This window comes from Chachezhania sediminis, assembly GCF_009765275.1.
Taxonomy (GTDB): domain Bacteria; phylum Pseudomonadota; class Alphaproteobacteria; order Rhodobacterales; family Rhodobacteraceae; genus Chachezhania; species Chachezhania sediminis.
In genome coordinates this window covers 39,485-61,198 of sequence record NZ_VOPH01000005.1, presented here as the reverse complement: position 1 = coordinate 61,198, position 21,714 = coordinate 39,485, and the positions used below count along the sequence as shown (strand labels likewise).

Below are 21,714 nucleotides of genomic sequence, written 5' to 3'. Positions count from 1 at the left end.
TGGGTTATTCGGAGGCCCGTTTCGCGCCTTCCTCGATCGCCTCGCGCAGGCGGGCTTCAAGGAAGCGCTGCTTGCTGCGGGAATGGTATTTCAGGCCGAACATGTCCTTCACATAGAACGTGTCGACGACCTGTTCGCCATAGGTCGCGATCACCGCATTGGCGATATAGACGTTGGACATTGTCAGCGTGCGCGCCAGATCATAAAGCAGCCCCGGCCGGTCGCGGCTGTTGACCTCGATCAGGGTATAGATGTCCGAGGCGTCGTTGTTGAAGCTGATATTGGTCGGCACCTTGAAGGCCTTCTCCCGCTTCTTCAGCTTGTCGCGGGGTTCCAGCGCGCGGGACGCCACAACCTCGCCGCCCAGGGTCTTGCGCATCATCTGTTCCAGCCGCGGCAGGCGGTCGGCATCATAGGGCCGGCCGGTTGCGTCCTGGATCCAGAAGGCGGCGGTGACATAGCCGTCCTTGGTCGTGTAGCTGCGGGCATCGACGACATTCGCACCGACCAGCGCCAGCGAGCCGGCAAGCCGCGCGAAGATCCCGGGGTGGTCGACCATGGCGAAACAGGCCCGCGTCGCGTCGCGGTCGCCGTCGGGATAAAGGTGGATCTGGATTGCCGACGGATCGTTCTTGGCCGCCAGTTGCCGCAGCATCCGGGCAAAGACGACATGGGCCGTGACATGCAGGCCCTGCCAGTAGGGGGCGTAGTGGCGGCGCGTCTCTTCCCGCAGGTCGGCCTTGGGCCAGTCGGGCAGGGCGGCGCGCAGGGCCTTCTTGGCTTCCACGCCGCGGTTGGCACGGGTGAATTCCTCCATCCCGTCTTCCAGCGCGCGGCGCGTCTGGCGGTAGAGCGCGCGCAGAAGCGCGGCCTTCCAGTTGTTCCAGGTGTTCGGACCCACGCCACGGATGTCGCAGGCGGTCAGCACCGTCAGCAGGTCCAGCCGGCGCACGGATCCCACCATCTTGGCAAAGTCGCGCACCGTCCGCGGGTCGGCGATGTCGCGCTTCTGCGCGGTGTCGGACATCAGCAGGTGATAGCGCACCAGCCACTCGACGGTTTCGCTTTCCTCGCGGTCCAGGCCCAGCCGCGGCGCCACGGTCCGCGCGATCCGCGCGCCCAGGATCGAGTGATCCTCGGCCCGGCCCTTGCCGATGTCGTGGCACAGAAGGGCGACGTACAGGACCTTGCGGTTCACGCCGTCCTTCAGGATCTCGGTCGCGACGGGCAGGCTTTCGACCAGGTCGCCCTTTTCCATCATCGCCAGCTGGGCGATGCACTGGATCGTGTGCTCGTCCACCGTATAGCTGTGATACATGTTGAACTGCATCATCGCGACGATGGGTTCGAATTCCGGGATGAAGGCGGACAGCACGCCCAGTTCGTTCATCCGCCGCAGCGCACGTTCGGGATTGCCATGCTTCAGCAGCAGGCCCAGGAAGATCTTCTGCGCCTCGGGATCGTTGCGCATCGCGTTGTCGATCAGATGCAGGTTCGCCGTCACCAGACGCATCGCGTCCGGATGGATCAGCATGCCGGTGCGCAGGCCTTCCTCGAACAGACGCAGGATGTTCAGCTTGTCGTTCAGGAACTTGTCCGGGTCCGCGATGCCCAGGCGGTTGTGGATGACGACATAGCCGTCCTTCACCTGCGGCGGCCGGTTAAAGAACCGTTCCAGCAGCGGCTGCTGCTTCACGTTCTCGCCTTCCAGCTTGGCCAGGAAGATCCGGGTCAGGTCGCCCACCGCCGTGGCCTGGCGGAAATAGTCCTGCATGAAGATCTCGACCGCGCGACGGCCGCGCAGGTCGGTATAGCCCATGCGCGCCGCCACTTCGACCTGCATGTCGAAGGTCAACTGTTCGACGGCGCGGCCGGCGGCCAGATGCATGTGCCCCCGAACGGCCCACAGGAATTTCTCCGCCTTCACGAAGGTCTCGTATTCCTCGCGCCGGAAGACGCCCAGGGGGACCAGTTCGGCGGCCGCGCGGACACCGTGGATGTATTTCGCGATCCAGTAGAGCGACTGCAGGTCGCGAAGACCGCCCTTGCCCTCCTTCACGTTGGGTTCGACCATGTAGCGTTCGCCTTGCCGTTGGTGGCGGGCGTCGCGTTCCTCCAGCTTGGCCTCGGTGAACTCGCGCTCGGTGCCGGCAAAGAGATTGGTGCGCAGCTTCTCTTCCAACTCTTCCGCCAAGGCCTGGTTGCCGGTCAGGAAGCGCATTTCCAGCATCGCGGTGCGGATCGTGAAATCCTCGGCGCCCAGCTTCATGCAGTCGCGGATGGTGCGGCTGGAATGGCCGACCTTCATCTTCAGGTCCCACAGCAGGTACAGCATCGCCTCGATCACCGCCTCGTCGGCGGGGGTGATGCGGCCCTTGGTCAGGAACAGAAGGTCGACGTCGGAAAAGGGCGCCATCTCGCCCCTGCCATAGCCGCCCACGGCGATCAGGGCCAATGCGTCCTTCTTGGCCCGGGGCGGCAGGGGCGCGATCCAGGTCCGGGCGATTTCCAGCGCGGCGGTGACCAGCGTGTCGGTCAGATAGGTATAGGACCGGCCCATCTCGCCTGCGGCGCGGGGGCGGGCGGTGAAGGCCGCGGCGATGGCCGCGCGGCCGTCCTTCATCGCCGTGCGCAGAAGCGGCAGCACCGCGGCGCGGATCTCTGTATCGTCCCCGCCACGGGTCTGGATTGCGGCTGCGGCGGCGCGGATCGCGGCCCGCAGGGCCTCGCCATCGACGATCTCGTCCGTGGGAAGGATCAGCGCGGGCGGACCCGCAACCGTGGCTGGCGACGGCCCGGTCGAGGACGCGACCAGCGGGCCCGGAAGACGGCTGGCAGACGGCAGCGTGTCACCGGGCACCGCGGGGCGGACCGATTGAGGAAGCGGGGTACGGGGCGTGTTGTTAGGAGCCAAAGGCCGAGAAACTCTGTGGTGCGGGGTCGATTACAACTACAGATTTGTTCCGCACGGTTGCAACCGCAAGTCCACGTTCGTTGGTGCCGTCCGGCATCAGGCGGAAGATGCCGCCCGTCCCCTGGAAGCCGCGAGACTGGGTCAGCGCGGCCCCGGACAGCGCGTTGCGGTTGCCGCTGGCGACCAGCGCGCCGATGGCCGCGATCCCGTCATAGCCCAGCCCGCCCACGGGGTGTGGCGCCGCGCCATAGGCCGCCTGGTAACGCGACTGGAAGGCGGCCGTCTTGGCCGGATCGGGAATGGCGAACCAGGACCCTTCGACACCGCGATAGCCCAGCGTGGCCGGCGGCACGTCCCAGCGGGTCAGGCCGATATATTGCGGATTGGGCGAGAGGATCCCGGCATCGGGCAGCATTTCCGCGTAAAGCGGCAGGGCGCCTTGGGTATTCGAGGTGAAGAAGATCGCGTTGGGCGCGCCCGTGGCGACCTCGGCCTTGATGCCTTCGACGCTGGCGACGACGGATTCCTGCGACGGGGAATAGGAGACCTCGCCCACCTGGCGGGCACCGCCGGTGCTGCTGATCGCGCTCTGGACGGCGGCATAGCCCAGCTGGCCCGGTACGTCCTGGCTGTGGACCACCAGCATGTTGCCCTTGCCGTTGCGCGCGGCGTAGCGAACCATCCGGTTGGCGGTGTTCTCGAAGGTCGGGCCCAGGATGAAGACGTTGCCTTCCGAGTGCGCGACCGAAGTGTTGTTCGAGAAGGACAGGATGTTCACGCCCGACCCGGCGGTGGCGGCGGCCACGGCGGCGGTGGATTCCTGGAACAGCGGACCCAGGATGATCTTGGCGCCGTCGTTCACGGCCTGGGTGGCCAGCTGCGCGGCCCGGGCCGGATCGCCGGCCGTGTCATAGACGCGCAGGTCGATCTGGGCGCCCTGCAGGTCCCCCAGCGCCATGCGCGCCGAATTCTCCAGGCTTTGCCCGATCACGGAAATGCCGCGTTCGCTGGATCCCTTGGGCACCAGAAGGGCCACGGGCACCGGCGCGTTCGGGTCGATCGAGGGGCCGCCGGCCATGTTGCCGACCATCGGCATGTCGCAGGACGCCAGCCCGAACGTCCCGATGGCGGCCACGACGGCGAGGGCTGCCTTGCGGGTGCGGTTGAAAACGGCAAACATGGGGCAGATACTCCTCGTCCTGCGGGTTAGGGCTCGCGGGCGGGATCATAGAGGGCATGGGTGCCGGGTCCAGTCTTGAATCACCAGATCGTAAACTTGCCGGCGGGGCTCTACCTCGTTGCCACACCTATCGGAACCGCGCGTGACATCACGCTGCGGGCGCTGGACGTTCTGGCCTCGGCGGCCGTGCTTGCGGCCGAGGATACGCGGACGCTGCGGCGGCTGATGGACATCCACGGCGTTCCGCTGAACGGTCGGCGGATCGTGGCCTATCACGACCATTCCGGGGCTGAGACGCGCGCCCGCCTGCTGGCCGAGATCGCCGCCGGCGCCTCGGTCGCCTATGCATCAGAGGCGGGGATGCCCCTGATTGCCGATCCCGGCTATGATCTGGTGACCGACATGGCGGCCGCGGGCCTGACCGTGACGGCGGTGCCCGGCGCGTCTGCTGCGCTGACGGCCCTGTCGCTGGCGGGTCTGCCGACCGACGCCTTCCTGTTTGCAGGCTTCCTGCCATCTTCCGCCGGCGCCCGGCAAAGCCGGTTGGAAACCCTGGCTGGCGTGCCGGCGACGCTGGTCTTCTACGAGGCGCCGCACCGGATCGAGGCGGCGCTGACCGCCATGGCCGATACATTGGGCCCGGACCGCCAGGCGGCCTTGTGCCGGGAACTGACCAAGAAGTTCGAACAGGTCCGCCGCGGCACCTTGCAGGAGCTGGCGGCGGGCGTGGCCGCCGATCCGCCCAAGGGCGAGATCGTCGTGGTCATCGACCGCACGCGTTCAGACGGTGTTAACGCCGTTGACCTAGAACAGGTGCTGTCAGATGCCCTGAAGACCATGTCGGTGCGCGATGCGGCGGATGCCGTGGCGGCCGCGCACCGGATGCCCCGGCGCAAGGTCTATCAGATGGCGCTGAAGCTGAACGCGAACGCAGGAAAAGACTGATGCGAAACGAAGTTGGCCAGGAACATGGATATGCAACTGCCCGGTCGCGCCGCGGCGCGCGGGAATACCGGGCCGGGCTGGCTGCCGAACAGCGCATCGCGCAGGATTACGAACGCCGCGGCCTGCCGGTGGCGCGGCAGCGCTGGCGGGGAACGGCGGGTGAAATCGACCTGATCGCACGGGACGGCGCGGGCCTGATCTTCATCGAGGTGAAGAAAAGCCGCACCTTCGACCGTGCCGCCGAACGGCTGGGCCCGCGCCAGATGGAACGGATCTGCAGGACGGCCCAGGAATTCCTGGCCGGCGAACCCATGGGACAATTGACAGAAATGCGCTTCGACGTGGCGCTGGTCGACGGGCAGGGACAGTTTCGGATCATCGAAAATGCCTTCGGTGACTTCTGAAACGGATTGAACCCCGCTTGCACCCCGGGCGGCGGAAGGTCATGTAGGAACCGTTGCTTCGCCAGCCGGGGGACCTTGCCGTGAAGATCGCCTTTCAGATGGACCCGATCGGGGCCGTCAACATCAATGCCGACACCACCTTCCGCCTTGCCGAGGAAGCGCAGGCCCGGGGGCACGAGCTGTTCTATTACAGCCCGGACAAGCTGGCCTACCAGGAAGGGCGCATCACCGCGCGCGGCCATGACATGACCGTGCAGCGGGTGGCCACCAACCCGGCCGTCCTGACGCCCGAGCGCGAGGTCGACCTGGCCGATTTCGATGTCGTCTGGTTGCGGCAGGACCCGCCCTTCGACATGCACTATATCACAACGACACACCTTCTGGACCGTCTGAAGGGCCAGACGCTGGTGGTGAACGATCCGTTCTGGGTCCGGAACTATCCCGAAAAGCTGCTGGTCCTCGACTTCCCGCAGCTGACGCCGCCCACCGCCATCGCCCGGGATCTTGACACGATCCGCGATTTCCGCGCGCGTCATGGCGACATCATCCTGAAGCCGCTCTATGGCAATGGCGGGGCGGGGGTCTTCCGGCTGGACACGGGCGACCGGAACCTCGCCTCGCTCCATGAACTCTTCACCGGCTTCTCGCGCGAACCGCTGATCGTGCAGAAGTTTCTGCCCGCCGTCTCCAAGGGCGACAAGCGCATTCTGTTGGTCGACGGCGCATGCGTGGGCGCGATCAATCGCGTGCCTGCGGAAGGCGAGACCCGGTCCAACATGCATGTCGGCGGCCGCCCCGAAAAGGTTGGCCTGACCGACCGCGACCTAGAGATCTGCGCCACCATCGGCCCGCTTCTGAAGGAAAAGGGCCAGGTCCTGGTCGGCATCGATGTGATCGGCGACTACCTGACCGAGATCAACGTGACCTCGCCCACCGGCATCCAGGAACTGGAGCGCTTCGACGGTGTGAACATCGCCGAAAAGGTGTGGGAGGCGATCGAGGCCCGCCTGGCGTGAGCTGGCAGGCCCGGTTTCTGTCCTTCGCGCTGCGCCACACCGAAAAGCGTGCCCTGGCCCGGGCCGATGACCCGCTTGAGGTGCGCGCCAGTTTCGAACGCCGTGCGCCCTGGATCTTTCGCCAGCCCCGCGGCGTTTCGGTGACCGAGGCGCCGCTGGGCGATCTGTCCGCGCTGTGGTGCGGGGATTCCCGGGCGGCAGACACGATCCTGTACTTCCACGGCGGGGCCTACATCATGGGCAGCCCCCGCACCCATTCTGCGCTGGGCGCCCGAATTGCACGGGACAGTGGGACCTGTCTTTGCCTGCCGGAATACCGGCTGGCCCCGGAACATGCCTTTCCGGCCGCGGTCGACGATGCGGTGGCCGCCTGGCGTGCGCTTCGCCGACAACGTCCCCACGGTCGCCTGATCCTGGGCGGCGACAGCGCGGGCGGCGGTCTGGCCCTGGCCCTTCTGGGAGAGATTGCGCGGCAGGGCCTGCCGGTGCCGGACGGCTTTTTCGCCTTTTCTCCCTTCACCGACCTGACCTTTTCCGGCGCCAGCATTCAAGACAACGCCACGAAGGATTCTCTTCTGCCAGCTCAGCGCGCGGCCGAGCTGGGCGGTTTCTACCTCCAGGGGGCCGACCCGCGGGACCCGCGCGCCTCGCCGCTCTTTGCCGACCACAGGCAGGCGCCGCCGGTCTGGCTGTCGGTGGCCGAAACGGAAATCCTTCGGGACGACACCCTGCGGCTGGCCGAACGCCTGGCCGAGCAGGGGCGCTATATCCACCTGCACCGGATGCCGGATCTGCCCCATGCCTGGCCGTTGTTCCAGGGGCGCCTGCCCGAGGCCGAACGGACACTGGAGGACCTGACCGGCTGGCTCAGCGGGATCCTGGCACCGTCAGCCGGTAGCTGAGCGCCTCGGCCACGTGGGGCCGGCGCACGGGCCCGCTTTCGTCGAGGTCGGCGATGGTGCGGGCAACCCGCAGCACCCGGTGATAGCCGCGGGCCGACAGGCCTGCATGTTCGGCCATCCGCGCCAGCAGGGCCTGTCCTTCGGCATCGGGCGTGGCGACAAGGTCCAACAGTTCGCCTTCCGCATCGGCATTCAGGCGGGGGCCATCCATGCCGGCATAGCGGTCGGCCTGCACCGCGCGGGCGCGGGTCACCCGTTCGGCCACGGCGGCCGAACAGTCGCCCGAGGCCGGCAGGTTCAGGTCGCCCAGGGCTACCGGCGGCACCTCGATCCGCAGGTCGAATCGGTCCATCAGCGGCCCCGAGATCTTGCCCAGATAATCTTCGCCACAGACTGGCGCGCGGGCGCAGGCGCGCGCGGCATCGGGCAGGTAGCCGCAGCGGCAGGGATTGGCCGCGGCCACCAGCAGGAAGCGGCAGGGATAGGTCACGTGGGCATTGGCGCGGGCGACAGTGACCTCTCCGTCCTCGACCGGCTGGCGCAGGGAGTCCAGCACGTCGCGCGAAAATTCGGGCAGTTCGTCCAGGAACAGCACGCCGTTATGGGCCAGGCTGATCTCGCCCGGTCCCGCGGCGCGCCCGCCACCGATCATCGCGGGCTTCGAGGCCGTGTGATGCGGCTGGCAATAGGGCCGCCCGCGGTCGATCCCGCCATCGCCCAGGAGACCCCGAAGCGAACGGATCATCGACGTCTCCAGCGCCTCCGCGACATCGAGCGGGGGCAGAAGGCCCGGCATCCGCTTTGCCAGCATCGACTTGCCCGACCCGGGCGTGCCCACCATCAGCAGGTGATGCCGCCCGGCTGCCGCGATTTCCAGCGCACGCTTGGCGCGTTCCTGTCCCTTCACGTCGCGCAGGTCGCCCAGGCCCGGGACCGCGTTCGTGACCTCGCCCGCCCTGGCGGGCGACAGCAGCGACTGGCCGGTGAAGTGGCGCACCACCGCGCCAAGGTCAGGGGCGGCGATGACCTCGGCCGCGTCGACCCAGGCGGCTTCGGCGCCGGATTCCTTCGGGCACAGCAGGGTCCGTCCGTCGGTCGCCGCCGCTAGCGCGGCGGGCAGGGCGCCCGGCACGGGGCGCAGGCGCCCGTCCAGCGACAACTCGCCCAGGGCCATCGTGCTTTCGGCCGCATCCGGGGGCACGATCCCCAGCGCGGCCAGCAGGGCCAGCGCGATGGGCAGATCGAAATGGCTGCCCTCCTTGGGCAGGTCCGCAGGGGACAGGTTCACCGTGATCCGGCGCGAGGGCAGGGCGATCGACATGGACCCCAGCGCGCTGCGGACCCGTTCGCGCGCCTCGGACACCGCCTTGTCCGGGAGGCCCACGACCGAAAAGCCGGGTATGCCCGGCGACAGGGCGCACTGCACCTCGACCGGCTGTGCCTCGATCCCTTCGAATGCGACCGTGTAGGCCCGTGCGACCATGGCCGCCTTCTCCCCGCATGACCCCTCATGGCTAGACGGATCACGGTTACCGATTGGTTAACGGACGAAAGCAGACGTTAGTTTTTCAGGGCAGGTGGCTGACGCGGCCGACGGTCCAGCCGTCCGGGGACCAGGTGATCTCGGTGACGGAAAGGTTGTCGATCTTCTGGCCCAGCGCCTCGCGCGGGGTGACGCCGCGGGCGCGCTGGACCTGGCCCAGGATCATGCCGAAATGGCCCACGACGATGATGTCCCGGCCTTCATGCGCCGCGATCAGCGCGTCGATGGCGGGATCGACCCGTGCGCGCATCTCGTTCCAGGTCTCGCCACCCGGGGGACGGACGTCGCCGGGGGTGGACCAGAAGGCGCGGCTGGTTTCCGGGTGGGTTTCGGTGATCTCGGAATGCCTGCGCAATTCCCATTCACCGAAATGGATTTCGCGCAGGGCATCCTGCGGCGGCAGCATGGGCCGGTCGTCGGCGATGGCCTGGGCGGTGGCAACGCAGCGCTTCAGGTCGGACGACACGATGACCGCGTCTTCCGGCAGGAAGGCGGTCAGCCGCGCCACGGCGCGCATGTCGCTGAGGTCGGCGGGAAGATCGCTCCAGCCCACCATGCCTTTGGCATGGGTCGGCCCGTGGCGGACAAGGTGCAGGCGGGTCATGGCAGCTCTCCCTTCAGGGCCTGGGGCAGGCCGGCGGTGACCAGCGTGACCGCGTCGGCCTGTTTTGCCAACGCGATGTTCATCCGGCCATGGGCCTCGCGGAAACGGCGCGACAGCGCATCGGCGGGAACGATCCCGTGGCCCAGTTCGTTCGTCACCACGACAAGCCGCGCCTTGCAGCCGTCGATGGCCGCCAGCAGATCCGACACGGCGACCTGGGGGTCGATATCCTTCATCATCCGGTTGCTGAGCCAGATCGTCGCGCAGTCCAGCAGTGCCACCGCCCCCTGGGGCAGGCCCAGAAGGCATGTTTCGGTGTCCCAGGGACATTCCAGCGTCTGCCAGCCTGACCCGCGGCGGCCGACATGGCGCGCGATCTTGGCCGACATCTCGGCATCCTGGGCTTCGGCCGTGGCAAGGTACAGATGCGGGCGCGGCGCGGCCTCGACCAGGCTTTCGGCATAGGCCGACTTGCCGGACGCGGCCCCGCCGATGACCAGGGTTCGGCTGGGAAGCATGAGGAAACTCCGTTCTGCGACCGGGCCGGGATGCCCGTGCGGGTCCGGGTGGGGCAAATTGTCCCGGTCATGATCCGTTTTGCGTTCCCGTGCGTAGTCAATGCAACAGCGTCGGGCAAGCCCGTAGGCGGCGGCAACCGGGGCGATGACAGATAGGAGCTTCAGATGGCCACTGCAGACCCCCTTTCATTTGACCTGTCGCGTATTGCCCGACGGGCAGAGTTGCTTGATGCCGAAACGGAAATGGTTCTGGCCCGGGCCTGGCGCGATGACCGCGACGAAGCCGCGTTGCACCGGCTGATCACGGCCTACATGCGGCTGGCGATTTCGGTCGCGGCCCGGTTCCGGCGCTATGGCGCGCCGATGAACGACATGATCCAGGAGGCGGGGCTGGGCCTGATGAAGGCCGCGGAGAAATTCGACCCCGACCGCGGCGTGCGCTTTTCGACCTATGCCGTCTGGTGGATCCGCGCGTCTGTCCAGGATTACGTGATGCGGAACTGGTCGCTGGTCAGGACCGGTTCCACCTCTTCGCAGAAGGCCCTGTTCTTCAACCTACGTCGTGTCCAGGCCAAGCTGGAGCGCGAGGCGGCGTCGGAAGGCGTTGAACTGGACCGCGGTGCGCTTCACGCGATGATCGCGGCCGAGATCGGCGTTTCTGCCTCGGACGTCGAGATGATGGATGGCCGGCTGTCCGGTTCCGACTTCTCGCTGAACGCCACCCAGGTGCAGGAGGAGGACGGCCGCGAATGGATCGACCTGCTGGAAGACGAGACGCCGGGGGCCGAAATCCGGGTCCAGCACGACCTGGATAATGAACAATTGCGTGAATGGCTCGTGATGGCCCTGTCCAAACTGTCGGAGAGGGAACGATTCATCGTGGCCGAACGCAAGCTGAAGGAAGAGCCACGCACGCTGGAATGCCTTGGAACAGAGCTGGGCCTGTCCAAGGAACGTGTCCGGCAGTTGGAAGCCGCCGCCTTCAAGAAGATGCGCAAGTGCCTTGAAGGCCAGTCCCGCGAGGTGCAGAACCTTCTCGTATGAAGGGTCGAGTCGCGCTGTGTCTCTGGTTAGGTCTGGTCCCCGTCGGGGCTCATGCGGTCGAGGGCCTGGAGCCCCCGGCCCAACAGGCCATGACTGATGCAAATATCGTGATCGTGGGCGAAAACCACGACAACGTTCATCACCACGACCGTCAGGCCGCCGTGGTGGCCGAGCTGAAGCCCAGGGCCGTGGTCTGGGAAATGATGTCGCCCACCGACGCCGTGCTGATCACGCCGGACCTGATCGGCGACAAGGACGCGCTGGCCACCGCGCTGGACTGGGAAAACTCCGGCTGGCCCGGCTTTGATCTTTATTATCCGATCATCGAGGCAGCCCCCGCGGCAAAGCACTATGGCGCCGAAATCGCCCGCGAGGATCTGATGGACATCTATCGCCGGGGGGCTGCTGCCGTGCTGCCTACCGCGCTGCGGTTCCGTTTGGGCGATCCCTTGCCCCCGGCCGAGCAGGAAGAACGCGAGGCGCTGCAGAAGGCCGCCCATTGCGACATGCTTCCCGACGAACAACTGCCCGCCATGGTGGAGGTGCAGCGCGCCCGGGATGCGGCGCTGGCCGATGCGGCGCTGCGTGCGCTGGAAGCCACCGGGGGACCGGTCGTCGTCATTGCCGGCAACGGTCATGCACGCTCCGATTGGGGCGTCCCGGCGGCCCTGGAACTGGCGCAGCCCGGGATCAAGGTCTTCTCTCTGGGCCAGGCCGAGGACGGCCGGATCGAGGGGCGGTTCAACGCCGTCCTCTCCAGTCCCGGGGTCGAACGGGACGATGCCTGCGAACCGCTCCGCAAGGAGTGAGCGGCGCGAAACCCGCTGGTCCTTCCCGGCGACCGCTTCTAAGGTGCGCCCGCACCAAGCGCGGGAGTGACGCAGATGCTGGGCGGTAAGCGCATCCTTCTGATCATCGGCGGCGGCATCGCGGCCTTCAAGTCCCTGGACCTGATCCGCCGGCTGCGCGAACGCGGGGCAGAGGTGACGCCGGTCCTGACCCGCGCGGCCGAGGAATTCGTGACCCCCCTGTCGGTTGCCGCGCTGGCTGGTCACAAAGTCTATCGCGACCTCTTCGACCTGACCGAAGAGGCCGAGATGGGCCATATCGAACTGAGCCGCAGCGCCGACCTGATCGTCGTGGCGCCCGCCACGGCCGACCTGATGGCCAAGATGGCCAACGGGCTGGCGGACGATCTCGCCTCGACCCTGCTGCTGGCCACCGACACCCGCGTGCTGGTGGCGCCGGCGATGAATGTCCGCATGTACGACCATCCTGCATCCGTCCGGAACCGGGCACGGCTGGCGGGCGACGGAATCCTGTTCGTGGGCCCGAACGAAGGCACCATGGCTTGCGGCGAATTCGGCCCGGGCCGGATGTCCGAACCGTTGGAGATCGTCGCCGCCATCGAGGCCGCGTTGCGCGACGGGCCCCTGAAGGGGCGCCGGATCCTCGTGACCTCTGGCCCAACACACGAACCGATCGACCCGGTACGCTATATCGCCAACCGGTCGTCCGGCGCGCAGGGCACGGCCATAGCATCGGCCCTGTCGGGGCTGGGCGCCGACGTGATCTTCGTCACCGGTCCGGCCGACGTGCCGCCCCCCGAAGGCGTGCAGGTCGTGAAGGTCCAGACCGCCGCCCAGATGCTGGCCGCGGTCGAGGACGCCTTGCCCGTGGATGCGGCCATCTTCGCCGCCGCCGTGGCCGACTGGCGCGTGGCCTCGGAAGCCGGGCAGAAGATCAAGAAGGTCGCCGGCGCCCTGCCGGTGCTGGAATTCGCCGAAAACCCGGACATCCTGGCCACGGTTTCGCAGAAGACCACCGGACGCCCGGGTCTTGTCGTGGGCTTCGCGGCCGAAACCACCGATGTCGTGGCCCATGCCACCGCCAAGCGCGCCCGCAAGGGCTGTGACTGGATCGTGGCCAACGATGTCAGCCCCGCTACGGGCATCATGGGCGGGACCGAGAACGCGGTGACCCTGATCTCGGACGCGGGCGCCGAGGACTGGCCCCGCATGACCAAGGACCAGGTCGCCCGCCGCCTGGCCGACCGCATTGCCGAGACACTGACCGCATGACCACACCTGTCCTGATCCGCCTGCAACGCCTGCCCGAGGCCGACCTGTCCCTGCCGCTGCCCTCCTACCAGACGGCGGGCGCGGCCGGTGCCGACATCCGCGCCGACCTGCCCGATCGCGGCACGGTGGAGCTGGCGCCCGGTGCCCGCGCGCTGGTTCCCACGGGCTTTCGGATGGAAATCCCCGAAGGGTACGAGGTGCAGGTCCGCCCGCGGTCCGGCCTGGCGCTGAAACACGGGATCACGCTGCCCAACAGTCCTGGCACCATCGACAGCGACTATCGTGGGCCAATTGCCATCATCGTGATGAACGCCGGGCCCGAGCCCTTCACCATCGCCCATGGCGACCGCATCGCGCAGATGGTGGTGGCCCCCGTGCTGCAGGCCCGCTTCGACCTTGTCGACAGCCTGTCGGACACCGAAAGGGGCGAGGGCGGCTTCGGCTCCACGGGGCGCGGCTGATGCTTCTGGTCCTGATCCTGGCCGCCGGGATCTGGGGCCTGGGGCTTCTATTGAAGATCCCGTCCCGGCAGCGCGTCGTCATGGTGGGGATGCTGTTCCTGGGCGTCCTGATCGCCCAGCTGGTCCTGCCCGACGGCCATCCGCTGCGGGTCGCGACCGGAGGATCTCCCGCGCTGTGGTTCATGGTGCTGGGCTTTGCCGCCGTGGCACTGGTCTACGGGCAGGGCGTCGCCTGGCTGAAGCGCCGCGTCGCCACCCCCCCGGAAGAACCCAAATCCGCCGGGACCTTTTCCGAGGCAGAGCTTGACCGCTATGCCCGCCACATCGTCCTGCGCGAACTGGGAGGCCCGGGCCAGAAGCGGCTGAAACAGGCCAGTGTCCTTGTGATCGGCGCAGGCGGTCTTGGCGCGCCCGCGCTCCAGTACCTGGCCGCGGCCGGTGTTGGCACCATCGGCGTGATCGACGGCGACGTGGTCGAAAACGCCAACCTCCAGCGCCAGGTGATCCACGCGGATGCCGCCATCGGCACGCCCAAGGTCTTCTCGGCCCAGGCCGCGATGATGGCGCAGAACCCCTTCGTCACCGTCCGCCCCTATCACCGCCGCCTGACCGGGGACGTGGCCCAGGCGCTCTTCGCCGACTACGACATCGTTCTGGACGGCACCGACAATTTCGACACCCGCTACCTTGCCAACCGTACGGCCGTGGCGCTGGGCAAACCCCTGGTTTCCGGCGCTCTCTCGCAATGGGAAGGTCAGCTCTCGGTCTTCGACCCGGCGGAAGGTGCTCCCTGCTACGCCTGTATCTTCCCCCAAGCGCCGGCGCCGGGCCTCGCGCCCAGTTGCGCCGAGGCCGGCGTTCTGGGCCCCCTCCCGGGCGTGGTCGGTGCCATGATGGCGGTCGAGACGGTGAAACTGATCACTGGCGCGGGCGCGCCGCTGCGCGGCTCGATGCTGATATACGATGCGCTCTGGGGCGAAACCCGCCAGATCCGTCTCGGCCGCAACCCCGACTGCCAGGTTTGCGGCCACCGCCACGTCTGAGGACCCGCCGCGCCCCCGAAATCCTCTTCGCGGAGCCACCGTCGCGATGGCGTCCCGGAGCTTCCGGCCATCCCGCTTCAAGGGTGCGCATGCCCCGTGCGTTCCGCGCGGCTTGCCCTTGATACGGGATGGCCAGGGGCTCAGGCATCGTCAGCGACGGTGGTTCTGCCAATAGGACGGGCCCTCTTTGTGGTGAATCAGAGCCCCCAGTAACCGCCATCCTAAAGCGCAACGCCAATGCGCGGTGCAACCCGGTCTCAGGCGCCGGACCGGTTATTCCCGCGCCCCCACTGGACCATGACGCCACCCGCACATAGCTTTGGCCCAACTGGATGGAGAATACCCATGAACAACCCGCTGCTTGCCCCGTGGGAGACGCCCTTCACGCTGGCGCCCTTCGACAGGATCTCGGACGAGGATTTCACCCCGGCGCTCGACGCCGCCCTGACCGATCACAAGGCGGAGATCGCCGCGATCCGCGACAACCCCGAACCCCCGACCTTCGCCAATACCGTCGAGGCGCTCGAGACGTCCGGCCAAGCGCTCCACCGGGTGCTGTCGGTCTTCTACACGCTATCGGGCGCCGACAGTTCGCCCCGGCGCGAGGAGCTGCAGCGCACCTTCGCCCCCAAGATTGCGGCGCATTACGCGGAAATGACTTCGGACAAGGCGCTCTATGCCCGGATCCGGGCCGTCTGGGACGCCCGCGATAGGCTGGACCTGTCGCCGGAGCAGGACCGGCTGCTCTATCTCAGCCACCGCGGTTTCGTCCGTGCCGGCGCGGCGCTGGACGGCACTGCCGAGGCGCGGATGAAGCAGATCAAGATGCGTCTGGCGGAACTCGGCACCGCGTTCACCCAGAACCTGCTGGGCGACGAACGGGACTGGGAGATGGGGCTGGCGCCCGAAGACATGGAAGGCCTGCCCGGGTTCCTGGTGAAGGCCGCGACCGATGCCGGCAAGGAACGGGGCAGTGCCGGTCCGGTGATCACGCTGTCACGCTCGCTGGCGGTGCCTTTCATGGAAACCTCGCCCAGGCGGGACTTGCGCGAAAAGGTCTGGCGCGCCTTCACGTCCCGCGGGGCCAATGAGGGCCTCCGCGACAACCGCCCCATCGCGGCCGAGATCCTGGCCCTGCGCAAGGAACGGGCCGAATTGCTGGGCTATGCCGATTTCGCCTCCTACAAGCTGGAGACAGAGATGGCGGGCAGCCCCGACCGGGTGAAGGACCTTCTGATGGCCGTCTGGCAGCCGGCGCGGGCCCGGGCCGAGGCAGACGCCGCGGCGATGGAGGAAATGCTTCATGCCGACGGGATCAACGGCGCGCTGGCGCCCTGGGACTGGCGCTACTACGCGCAGAAGCGGCAGGCGGCGGCCTTCGATCTGGACGAGTCGGACCTGAAGCCCTACCTGCAGCTCGACCGGATGATCGAGGCGGCCTTCGACTGTGCCAATCGCCTTTTCGGGCTGGAGTTCAAGTCCGTCGATCTGCCACTTTATCACGCGGACGCGCGGGCGTGGGAGGTGACGCGGAAGGGCGAACATGTGGCGCTGTTCATCGGCGACTATTTCGCACGCGGATCGAAACGGTCGGGCGCGTGGTGTTCGGCCATGCAGCAGCAGGCGCGGTTCCCGAAGGCGCAGGCGCCGATCGTGATCAATGTCTGCAACTTCGCCAAGGGCGATCCGGCGCTTCTGTCCTGGGACGAGGCGCGGACGCTGTTCCACGAATTCGGCCATGCGCTGCACCAGATGCTGTCGGACGTGACCTATGAATCGATGTCCGGTACCTCGGTCGCGCGGGATTTCGTGGAACTGCCCAGCCAGCTTTACGAACACTGGCTGGACGTGCCGGAGGTCCTGTCGCGTTTCGCCACCCATGCGGAAACGGGCGAGGCGATGCCGCCCGAGATGGTGGAAAAGGTGATCGCGGCCGCGAATTTCGACATGGGCTTCCAGACGGTGGAATACGTGGCCTCGGCGCTGGTCGACATGGCCTTCCACGAAGGCACCCCGCCCGCGGATCCGATGGCCAAACAGGCCGAGGTGCTGGAAGGGATCGGCATGCCCGCCGCCATCGCCATGCGCCACGCGACGCCGCAATTCGCGCACGTCTTTTCGGGCGACGGTTATTCGGCCGGCTACTACAGCTACATGTGGTCGGAAGTGATGGACGCCGACGCCTTCGCGGCCTTCGAGGAGACGGGCGATGCCTTCGACCCGGAACGGGCCCGGGCGTTGGAAGCGTCGATCCTGAGCCGCGGCGGATCGGTCGAGGCCGAGGAGCTGTATGTCGAGTTCCGCGGCCGGATGCCGGGGGTCGAGGCGCTGCTGAAGGGCAGGGGACTAGCGGCCTGATGGTCCTGGACGGGCCGGGGACAGCCGCCTGACGGCGGCGCGCCCGGGCTGCCCGTTCACCCCGCCCAAGGGGTTTTGCGGCGAGCGCAAAACCCCTTCCGACCCGGGCGCATGCCTGGGTCGGAAGGGTGGCGGTCAGTAGCCGAGGCTGCGGTCGACCAGGTTGATGAAGGGTTCGCCCACCGCCAGGCGGCGGACATTTTCCGCCACGATCTTCGAAGCGCTGTCGGGTCGGGTCCAGGACGCGATGTGCGGCGTGACCGTGACCTTGGGATGCGCCCAGAACGGATGGTCTGCCGGCAGGGGTTCCACCCGGAAGACGTCCAGCGTGGCATGGCTCAGCTGGCCGGAATCCAGCGCCGCGATCAGGGCGTCATCGTCGATCATCGGCCCGCGGCCCGGGTTGATGACCATGGCACCCGGCGCCAGCAGGGCCAGCGTGTCGGCGTTCAGCGTGTTCTTCGTTTCGGCCGTGTCGGGCAGCAGCAGGATCACGATCTGGGCGCCGGACAGTGCGGTCCGCAGGCCTTCCGGGCCGTGGTGCGTGGTGATGCCATCGATGCTTTTCGGGCTGCGGCTCCACCCCGTGACGGGAAAGCCAAGGCGCGCCAGCGTCTGGCCACAGGCCGATCCCAGCGCACCCATGCCCAGGATCGTCACGGGGCGGTCCTTGGCCAGCGGCGGGGGCGTATCGTTCCGCCAGATGCCGTCCTGGCCCAGGATATGCGTGTCCATGCCCAGGTGATGGCGCAGTGTGTGACCGGTGACCCATTCCACCATACCGGCGGTCAGGCCTTCGGTGTCGATCATACGCGCCAGCGGCTGGGTCAGCGTCTTGTTTCCGATCACCCTGTCGACCCCGGCCCAGAGGTTCTGGACCAGCTTCAGCCGCGTGTAGGGCGTGAAATCCAGCGGGTCGTTGGTGGGCCCATAGGCCATGAAGTCGACCTCTTCCGGCGCAAAGCCGCCGGCGGTGCGCAGATCCGCCGTTTCGCCGGTGCCTTCAAGGGCAGCCTCCAGTGCGGCGGGCAGGGGCTGTCGGTATTCGTCCCAGTGATCGGAATCGGCGTGGAAGAGGATATTCAAAGTCATCGGGGGCCTTTCGGTCGGTGTTCGTTCAGCGGGGACGGTGGATATTCGCGCTGTGGACCAGCCCGAAGGCGGCCAGCAGGACCAGCATGGCCGACCCGCCATAGCTGACCAGCGGCAGGGGCACGCCGACGACCGGCGCCAGCCCCATCACCATCAGCATGTTGACCGAGAAGAACAGGAAGAACGTCATCGCCACGCCCAGCGACAGCAGCGAGGCGAACCGGTCGATCGTCGACATCGCCGTGGCGACGCAGAAGACGATGATCAGCGCATAGAGGACAAGAAGGGAGAAGCCGCCGATGAAGCCGAATTCCTCGGCCAGCGTCGTGAAGATGAAGTCGGTGTGCTTTTCGGGAAGGAAGTTCAGACGCGACTGGGTGCCCTGCATGAAGCCGCGGCCGGTCCAGCCGCCGGACCCTAGCGCGATCTTCGACTGGGTGATGTGATAGCCCGCGCCCAGCGGGTCCGACGCCGGGTCCAGGAAAGTGTCGATGCGGCGGAACTGGTAGTCCTTGATCAACTGCCAACTGGTGCCGCGGCTTTCCAGGACGGCCGTCACAAGGCCCCCGACCATGGCGATAACGGCCGCGAAATAGGCCCAGTGGACGCCGGCCAAGAACATCAGCCCGCCGCCAGCGGTCACCATCAGGATGGCGGTCCCAAGGTCGGGCTGGCGTAGCACCAGACCGACCGGCAGCAGGATCAGCAGGACCGGCACCGCGACCCAAAGGGGTTTCGACGTATTCTTGCCCGGAAGCCAGTCGTAATAGGCCGCCAGCAGCATGATGGTCGCGATCTTGCACAGCTCGGACGGCTGCAGGATGATGAAGCCCAGGTCGATCCAGCGCTGCGCACCCATCCCGATCGAGCCCATGACCTCGACCGCGATCAGCAGCAGGACCGAGATCGCATAGGCTACCGCCGACATGCTGCGCCAGAACCAGATCGGCGTCAGCGCCACGGCGATCATCACCGCGAAGCCCATGGCGAACCGCTTCATCTGCGGTTCCGCCCAGACCGACAGGCGCCCGCCGGCCACGGAATAGAGCATCAGAAAGCCCATCGCCGCGACCGAGATCAAGAGAAGGATCAGCGGCCAGTTCAGGTACAGGATCTTGCGCGGCCCCGACGGCATCGTCTTGACCGCATATTCCAGGTAGCTCATGCCTGACTGCTCCGTTCGCTGTTGCGGCGCAACTGTTCGCGGTGCAGCCGTTCCTGCTGGGCCTTCACCTTGGACCGGTCGGCACTGGGATAGGCCGTCAGGGGCGGGGTGCCGTCGTAAAGCGCCTGAAGCATCACGTCCCGCGCGATCGGGGCCGCCACGGCCGACCCGCCGCCGCCGTGCTGGACCACGACCGACACGGCGTAACGCGGCTTGTCATAGGGCGCGAAGCAGACGAACAGCGCGTGGTCGCGTCGTTCCCAGGGCAGGTCCTCGTTCCGGACAACGCCGGCGCGGCGTTCCGCCTCGGAAATGTTGCGGACCTGGCTGGTCCCGGTCTTGCCGGCCATCTCCATCCCGTCGGCCACGATCCGGCTGCGGTTGGCGGTTCCGCTGCGTTCGTTCACGACGGCAAACATGCCGTTGCGGATCATCCGCATGCTGCGGGCATTCATGCCCATGTCGGTCCCTGCGCCCGACTGAGTCTCGACCCCGTCGATCGACCGGACCAGCCGCGGCGTCACGCTGCGGCCGGTGGCGATACGGGCGGTCATGATGGCCAGTTGCAGGGGCGAGGCCTGCATGTAGCCCTGTCCGATCGATACGTTCACCGTGTCGCCCACCAGCCATTCCTGGCCATAGCTCTTCTGTTTCCAGTCCTTGGTGGGCGCCAGGCCCTCGGCCACTGCCGACATCGGCACGTCTGGCCGAAGCCCCAGGCCGAACCGCTGGGCCATCTCGGCAATCCTGTCGATGCCGACCTCCAGCGCCACGTCGTAGAAATAGACGTCGCAGCTGCCCTTCAGCGCATCGTGGAGGTTCACATGGCCATGGCCGGATCGCTTCCAGCAGTGGAAGCGGCGGCTGCCCACGGTCAGGTAGCCCCCGCAAAACACCGTCTGTTCCGGAGAGATGATGCCCGCTTCGAGTGCGGCCAGCGCCGTGATCATCTTGAAGGTGGATCCGGGTGGATAAAGGTCTTGTACCGCCTTCGAGGCCATCGGCCGATGGTCGTTTTCCATCAGGGTCTTGTAGTCCGCGACCGAGATCCCCCGTACGAAGAGGTTGGGATCGAAGCCCGGGGTCGAACAGATCGCCCTTATGTCCCCGTTCTCGACATCGATCACCACGGCGCTGGCGCTTTGCTGGCCCAGGCGCGCCTGGACATAGCCCTGAAGGTCCGCATCGACGGTCAGCTGGAGGTCGGCGCCGGCCTCGCCGTCGCGCCGGCTGAGCTCGCGCATTACGCGGCCGGTGGCGTTGACCTCGACCCGCTTGGTGCCGGCCTTGCCGCGCAACAGCTCTTCCTGCTTCGATTCGACCCCCAGCTTGCCGATCTGGAAGCGCGGGATCGTCAGCAGCGGATCCGGGTCCTCCATTCTGGACAGGTCATAGTCCGAGACGGGGCCGACATAGCCCACGACATGGGCGAATTCTTCCGACTGCGGGTACATCCGCGTCAGGCCGACCTCGGGCGTGATGCCGGGCAGGGCCGGGGCGTTCACGGCGACGCGGCTGACCACGTCCCAGCTGACCTGGTCGACCAGGGTGACCGGAAGGAAGGGGGGGCTGCGCTTCAGCTCCTCCACCGCGCGGGACAGCTTTTCCTCGTCCAGCTCGACCAGTTTCGACAGCCGGTCGATCACCGCGTCGACGTCGCCCGCGTTCTCGCGCACCATGACGATGCGATAGCTGGGGGCGTTGCGGGCCAGGATGATGCCGTTCCGGTCATAGATCTGGCCGCGGGCGGGCGGGATCAGGCGCAGGTTGATGCGGTTTTCTTCGGCCAGAAGGCGGAACTGGTCCGCTTCCTCGACCTGGAGATAGCGCATGCGGAGCGCCAGAGTGCCGATCACGGCCGCCTGGGCGCCGCCCAGAATCAGCGCCCGGCGGTTGGTCTTCTTGTTCAGCAGTTCGAGTTCGCGTGGCGGTCGTCTCATGCGCGGCCTCCACGTCCGTCGGGGTCGCCGCCGATCGGGGCCGGGGCGCCCAGCGCCAGGCGCGACAGAACAGCGACAAGGGGATAGACCAGCATCGTTCCCACAATCTGTGTCAACATCAGGCTGACCTGAGCCTGGCCGATCCCAAGTATTCCAAGAACCAACCGATACGCCAAGAAGATCGCACCCATGACCAGTGACACCGTTATCCATTCGACCGTCAATCCGGCCTGATTGGGGCCGGTTGCATGGTTTTTCAGGTATTCGCTGGCGATCACAACAAGAAGTGCCATCAAACCGGGGGGGCGCTGCAGTAACAAGTCCGCGATCAGGGCCACGCCGGCGACCAGCAGCATCGGTACATAACGCGGCCAGCGGATCGACCAGGCCAGTGTCACGCACAACAGCATGTCCGGCGCAGCCCAGCCGCGCGGCGCCGTGTCCAGCGGCAGAAGCTGGGTGAACAGGATCACCAGCGCAACGCAGACATAGATCGCCCGCCTC

Annotated in this window: 19 protein-coding genes; 10 read left to right on the top strand and 9 right to left on the bottom strand. The window is 67.1% G+C overall.

Annotation, left to right across the window (positions count from 1 at the left end):
* Window positions 1-4 precede the first annotated feature (4 nt).
* A complete protein-coding gene (locus FQK05_RS16010) occupies window positions 5-2,815 on the bottom strand; it encodes a [protein-PII] uridylyltransferase (protein ID WP_158969237.1) in 2,811 nt (936 codons plus the stop codon).
* A gap of 88 nt (window positions 2,816-2,903) precedes the next feature.
* A complete protein-coding gene (locus FQK05_RS16005) occupies window positions 2,904-4,094 on the bottom strand; it encodes a penicillin-binding protein activator (RefSeq protein WP_158968642.1) in 1,191 nt (396 codons plus the stop codon).
* A gap of 75 nt (window positions 4,095-4,169) precedes the next feature.
* On the opposite strand from FQK05_RS16005, the gene rsmI reads away from it, so the two are divergent.
* The 4 genes from rsmI to FQK05_RS15985 all read left to right on the top strand — a co-directional run bounded on the left by rsmI (window position 4,170) and on the right by FQK05_RS15985 (window position 7,361).
* Window positions 4,170-5,039: a 16S rRNA (cytidine(1402)-2'-O)-methyltransferase gene (rsmI, locus tag FQK05_RS16000; RefSeq protein WP_158968640.1), complete on the top strand. Its 870-nt coding sequence runs from the start codon at window positions 4,170-4,172 to the stop codon at window positions 5,037-5,039.
* Window positions 5,039-5,443, top strand: a complete 405-nt coding sequence (locus tag FQK05_RS15995; RefSeq protein ID WP_158968638.1) for a YraN family protein — start codon at window positions 5,039-5,041, stop codon at window positions 5,441-5,443. Before rsmI ends, FQK05_RS15995 begins: the two co-directional genes overlap by 1 nt.
* Before the next feature lie 80 nt (window positions 5,444-5,523).
* Complete coding sequence (gene gshB / locus FQK05_RS15990) at window positions 5,524-6,459, top strand: glutathione synthase (protein ID WP_158968636.1); 936 nt, start codon at window positions 5,524-5,526, stop codon at window positions 6,457-6,459.
* Complete coding sequence (locus FQK05_RS15985; RefSeq protein ID WP_158968634.1) at window positions 6,456-7,361, top strand: alpha/beta hydrolase fold domain-containing protein; 906 nt, start codon at window positions 6,456-6,458, stop codon at window positions 7,359-7,361. The genes gshB and FQK05_RS15985 overlap by 4 nt, the downstream gene beginning before the upstream one ends.
* On the opposite strand, the gene FQK05_RS15980 is transcribed toward FQK05_RS15985, so the two are convergent.
* The 3 genes from FQK05_RS15980 to cobU form a co-directional block, all read right to left on the bottom strand.
* Window positions 7,327-8,844 (bottom strand): YifB family Mg chelatase-like AAA ATPase, encoded by a 1,518-nt coding sequence (locus FQK05_RS15980; RefSeq protein ID WP_158968632.1) that lies wholly within the window; start codon window positions 8,842-8,844, stop codon window positions 7,327-7,329. The genes FQK05_RS15985 and FQK05_RS15980 overlap by 35 nt on opposite strands.
* A gap of 85 nt (window positions 8,845-8,929) precedes the next feature.
* Window positions 8,930-9,508, bottom strand: a complete 579-nt coding sequence (locus FQK05_RS15975) for a histidine phosphatase family protein (protein WP_158968630.1) — start codon at window positions 9,506-9,508, stop codon at window positions 8,930-8,932.
* Window positions 9,505-10,026 carry a bifunctional adenosylcobinamide kinase/adenosylcobinamide-phosphate guanylyltransferase gene (cobU, locus tag FQK05_RS15970; RefSeq protein WP_158968628.1) on the bottom strand — a complete coding sequence of 174 codons (522 nt, stop codon included), beginning with the start codon at window positions 10,024-10,026 and terminating at the stop codon, window positions 9,505-9,507. Before cobU ends, FQK05_RS15975 begins: the two co-directional genes overlap by 4 nt.
* A gap of 165 nt (window positions 10,027-10,191) precedes the next feature.
* Here cobU and FQK05_RS15965 point away from each other — a divergent pair, with 165 nt between their 5' ends.
* The 6 genes from FQK05_RS15965 to FQK05_RS15940 all read left to right on the top strand — a co-directional run bounded on the left by FQK05_RS15965 (window position 10,192) and on the right by FQK05_RS15940 (window position 17,013).
* A complete protein-coding gene (locus tag FQK05_RS15965) occupies window positions 10,192-11,070 on the top strand; it encodes an RNA polymerase factor sigma-32 (RefSeq protein WP_158968626.1) in 879 nt (292 codons plus the stop codon).
* Window positions 11,071-11,159: 89 nt separating this feature from the next.
* Complete coding sequence (locus tag FQK05_RS15960; protein ID WP_158968624.1) at window positions 11,160-11,879, top strand: ChaN family lipoprotein; 720 nt, start codon at window positions 11,160-11,162, stop codon at window positions 11,877-11,879.
* Between the two features lie 75 nt (window positions 11,880-11,954).
* The gene (coaBC, locus tag FQK05_RS15955) at window positions 11,955-13,151 is read left to right on the top strand and encodes a bifunctional phosphopantothenoylcysteine decarboxylase/phosphopantothenate--cysteine ligase CoaBC (protein WP_158968622.1); all 1,197 of its coding nucleotides are present in this window, start codon (window positions 11,955-11,957) and stop codon (window positions 13,149-13,151) included.
* The gene (dut, locus tag FQK05_RS15950; RefSeq protein ID WP_158968620.1) at window positions 13,148-13,612 is read left to right on the top strand and encodes a dUTP diphosphatase; all 465 of its coding nucleotides are present in this window, start codon (window positions 13,148-13,150) and stop codon (window positions 13,610-13,612) included. Before coaBC ends, dut begins: the two co-directional genes overlap by 4 nt.
* On the top strand, window positions 13,612-14,655 hold the full coding sequence (locus FQK05_RS15945) for a HesA/MoeB/ThiF family protein (RefSeq protein WP_158968618.1): 1,044 nt from the start codon (window positions 13,612-13,614) through the stop codon (window positions 14,653-14,655). Before dut ends, FQK05_RS15945 begins: the two co-directional genes overlap by 1 nt.
* A 345-nt stretch (window positions 14,656-15,000) precedes the next feature.
* The gene (locus FQK05_RS15940) at window positions 15,001-17,013 is read left to right on the top strand and encodes a M3 family metallopeptidase (RefSeq protein WP_158968616.1); all 2,013 of its coding nucleotides are present in this window, start codon (window positions 15,001-15,003) and stop codon (window positions 17,011-17,013) included.
* A gap of 135 nt (window positions 17,014-17,148) precedes the next feature.
* Here the strand turns inward: FQK05_RS15940 and FQK05_RS15935 are convergent, their stop codons facing one another.
* Genes FQK05_RS15935 through FQK05_RS15920 form a run of 4 tightly spaced genes read right to left on the bottom strand, consistent with a single transcriptional unit; the run spans window position 17,149 to window position 21,683 of the window.
* Window positions 17,149-18,105, bottom strand: coding sequence for a 2-hydroxyacid dehydrogenase (locus FQK05_RS15935; protein WP_158968614.1), 957 nt, complete (start codon window positions 18,103-18,105; stop codon window positions 17,149-17,151).
* A gap of 25 nt (window positions 18,106-18,130) precedes the next feature.
* A complete protein-coding gene (gene rodA / locus FQK05_RS15930) occupies window positions 18,131-19,270 on the bottom strand; it encodes a rod shape-determining protein RodA (RefSeq protein ID WP_158968612.1) in 1,140 nt (379 codons plus the stop codon).
* A complete protein-coding gene (gene mrdA / locus FQK05_RS15925; RefSeq protein WP_158968610.1) occupies window positions 19,267-21,210 on the bottom strand; it encodes a penicillin-binding protein 2 in 1,944 nt (647 codons plus the stop codon). Before mrdA ends, rodA begins: the two co-directional genes overlap by 4 nt.
* Window positions 21,207-21,683: a rod shape-determining protein MreD gene (locus FQK05_RS15920; protein ID WP_199252691.1), complete on the bottom strand. Its 477-nt coding sequence runs from the start codon at window positions 21,681-21,683 to the stop codon at window positions 21,207-21,209. The genes mrdA and FQK05_RS15920 overlap by 4 nt, the downstream gene beginning before the upstream one ends.
* Between the last annotated feature and the right edge of the window lie 31 nt (window positions 21,684-21,714).

Bases quoted from the DNA above. Each gene is read 5' to 3' on its own strand.
- FQK05_RS16005 (WP_158968642.1), bottom strand. From the start codon at position 4,094: ATGTTTGCCGTTTTCAACCGCACCCGCAAGGCAGCCCTCGCCGTCGTG.
- FQK05_RS15995 (WP_158968638.1), top strand. From the start codon at position 5,039: ATGCGAAACGAAGTTGGCCAGGAACATGGATATGCAACTGCCCGGTCG.
- FQK05_RS15980 (WP_158968632.1), bottom strand. From the start codon at position 8,844: ATGGTCGCACGGGCCTACACGGTCGCATTCGAAGGGATCGAGGCACAG.
- FQK05_RS15975 (WP_158968630.1), bottom strand. From the start codon at position 9,508: ATGACCCGCCTGCACCTTGTCCGCCACGGGCCGACCCATGCCAAAGGC.
- cobU (WP_158968628.1), bottom strand. From the start codon at position 10,026: ATGCTTCCCAGCCGAACCCTGGTCATCGGCGGGGCCGCGTCCGGCAAG.
- FQK05_RS15965 (WP_158968626.1), top strand. From the start codon at position 10,192: ATGGCCACTGCAGACCCCCTTTCATTTGACCTGTCGCGTATTGCCCGA.
- FQK05_RS15960 (WP_158968624.1), top strand. From the start codon at position 11,160: ATGACTGATGCAAATATCGTGATCGTGGGCGAAAACCACGACAACGTT.
- coaBC (WP_158968622.1), top strand. From the start codon at position 11,955: ATGCTGGGCGGTAAGCGCATCCTTCTGATCATCGGCGGCGGCATCGCG.
- dut (WP_158968620.1), top strand. From the start codon at position 13,148: ATGACCACACCTGTCCTGATCCGCCTGCAACGCCTGCCCGAGGCCGAC.
- FQK05_RS15945 (WP_158968618.1), top strand. From the start codon at position 13,612: ATGCTTCTGGTCCTGATCCTGGCCGCCGGGATCTGGGGCCTGGGGCTT.
- FQK05_RS15940 (WP_158968616.1), top strand. From the start codon at position 15,001: ATGAACAACCCGCTGCTTGCCCCGTGGGAGACGCCCTTCACGCTGGCG.
- FQK05_RS15935 (WP_158968614.1), bottom strand. From the start codon at position 18,105: ATGACTTTGAATATCCTCTTCCACGCCGATTCCGATCACTGGGACGAA.
- rodA (WP_158968612.1), bottom strand. From the start codon at position 19,270: ATGAGCTACCTGGAATATGCGGTCAAGACGATGCCGTCGGGGCCGCGC.
- mrdA (WP_158968610.1), bottom strand. From the start codon at position 21,210: ATGAGACGACCGCCACGCGAACTCGAACTGCTGAACAAGAAGACCAAC.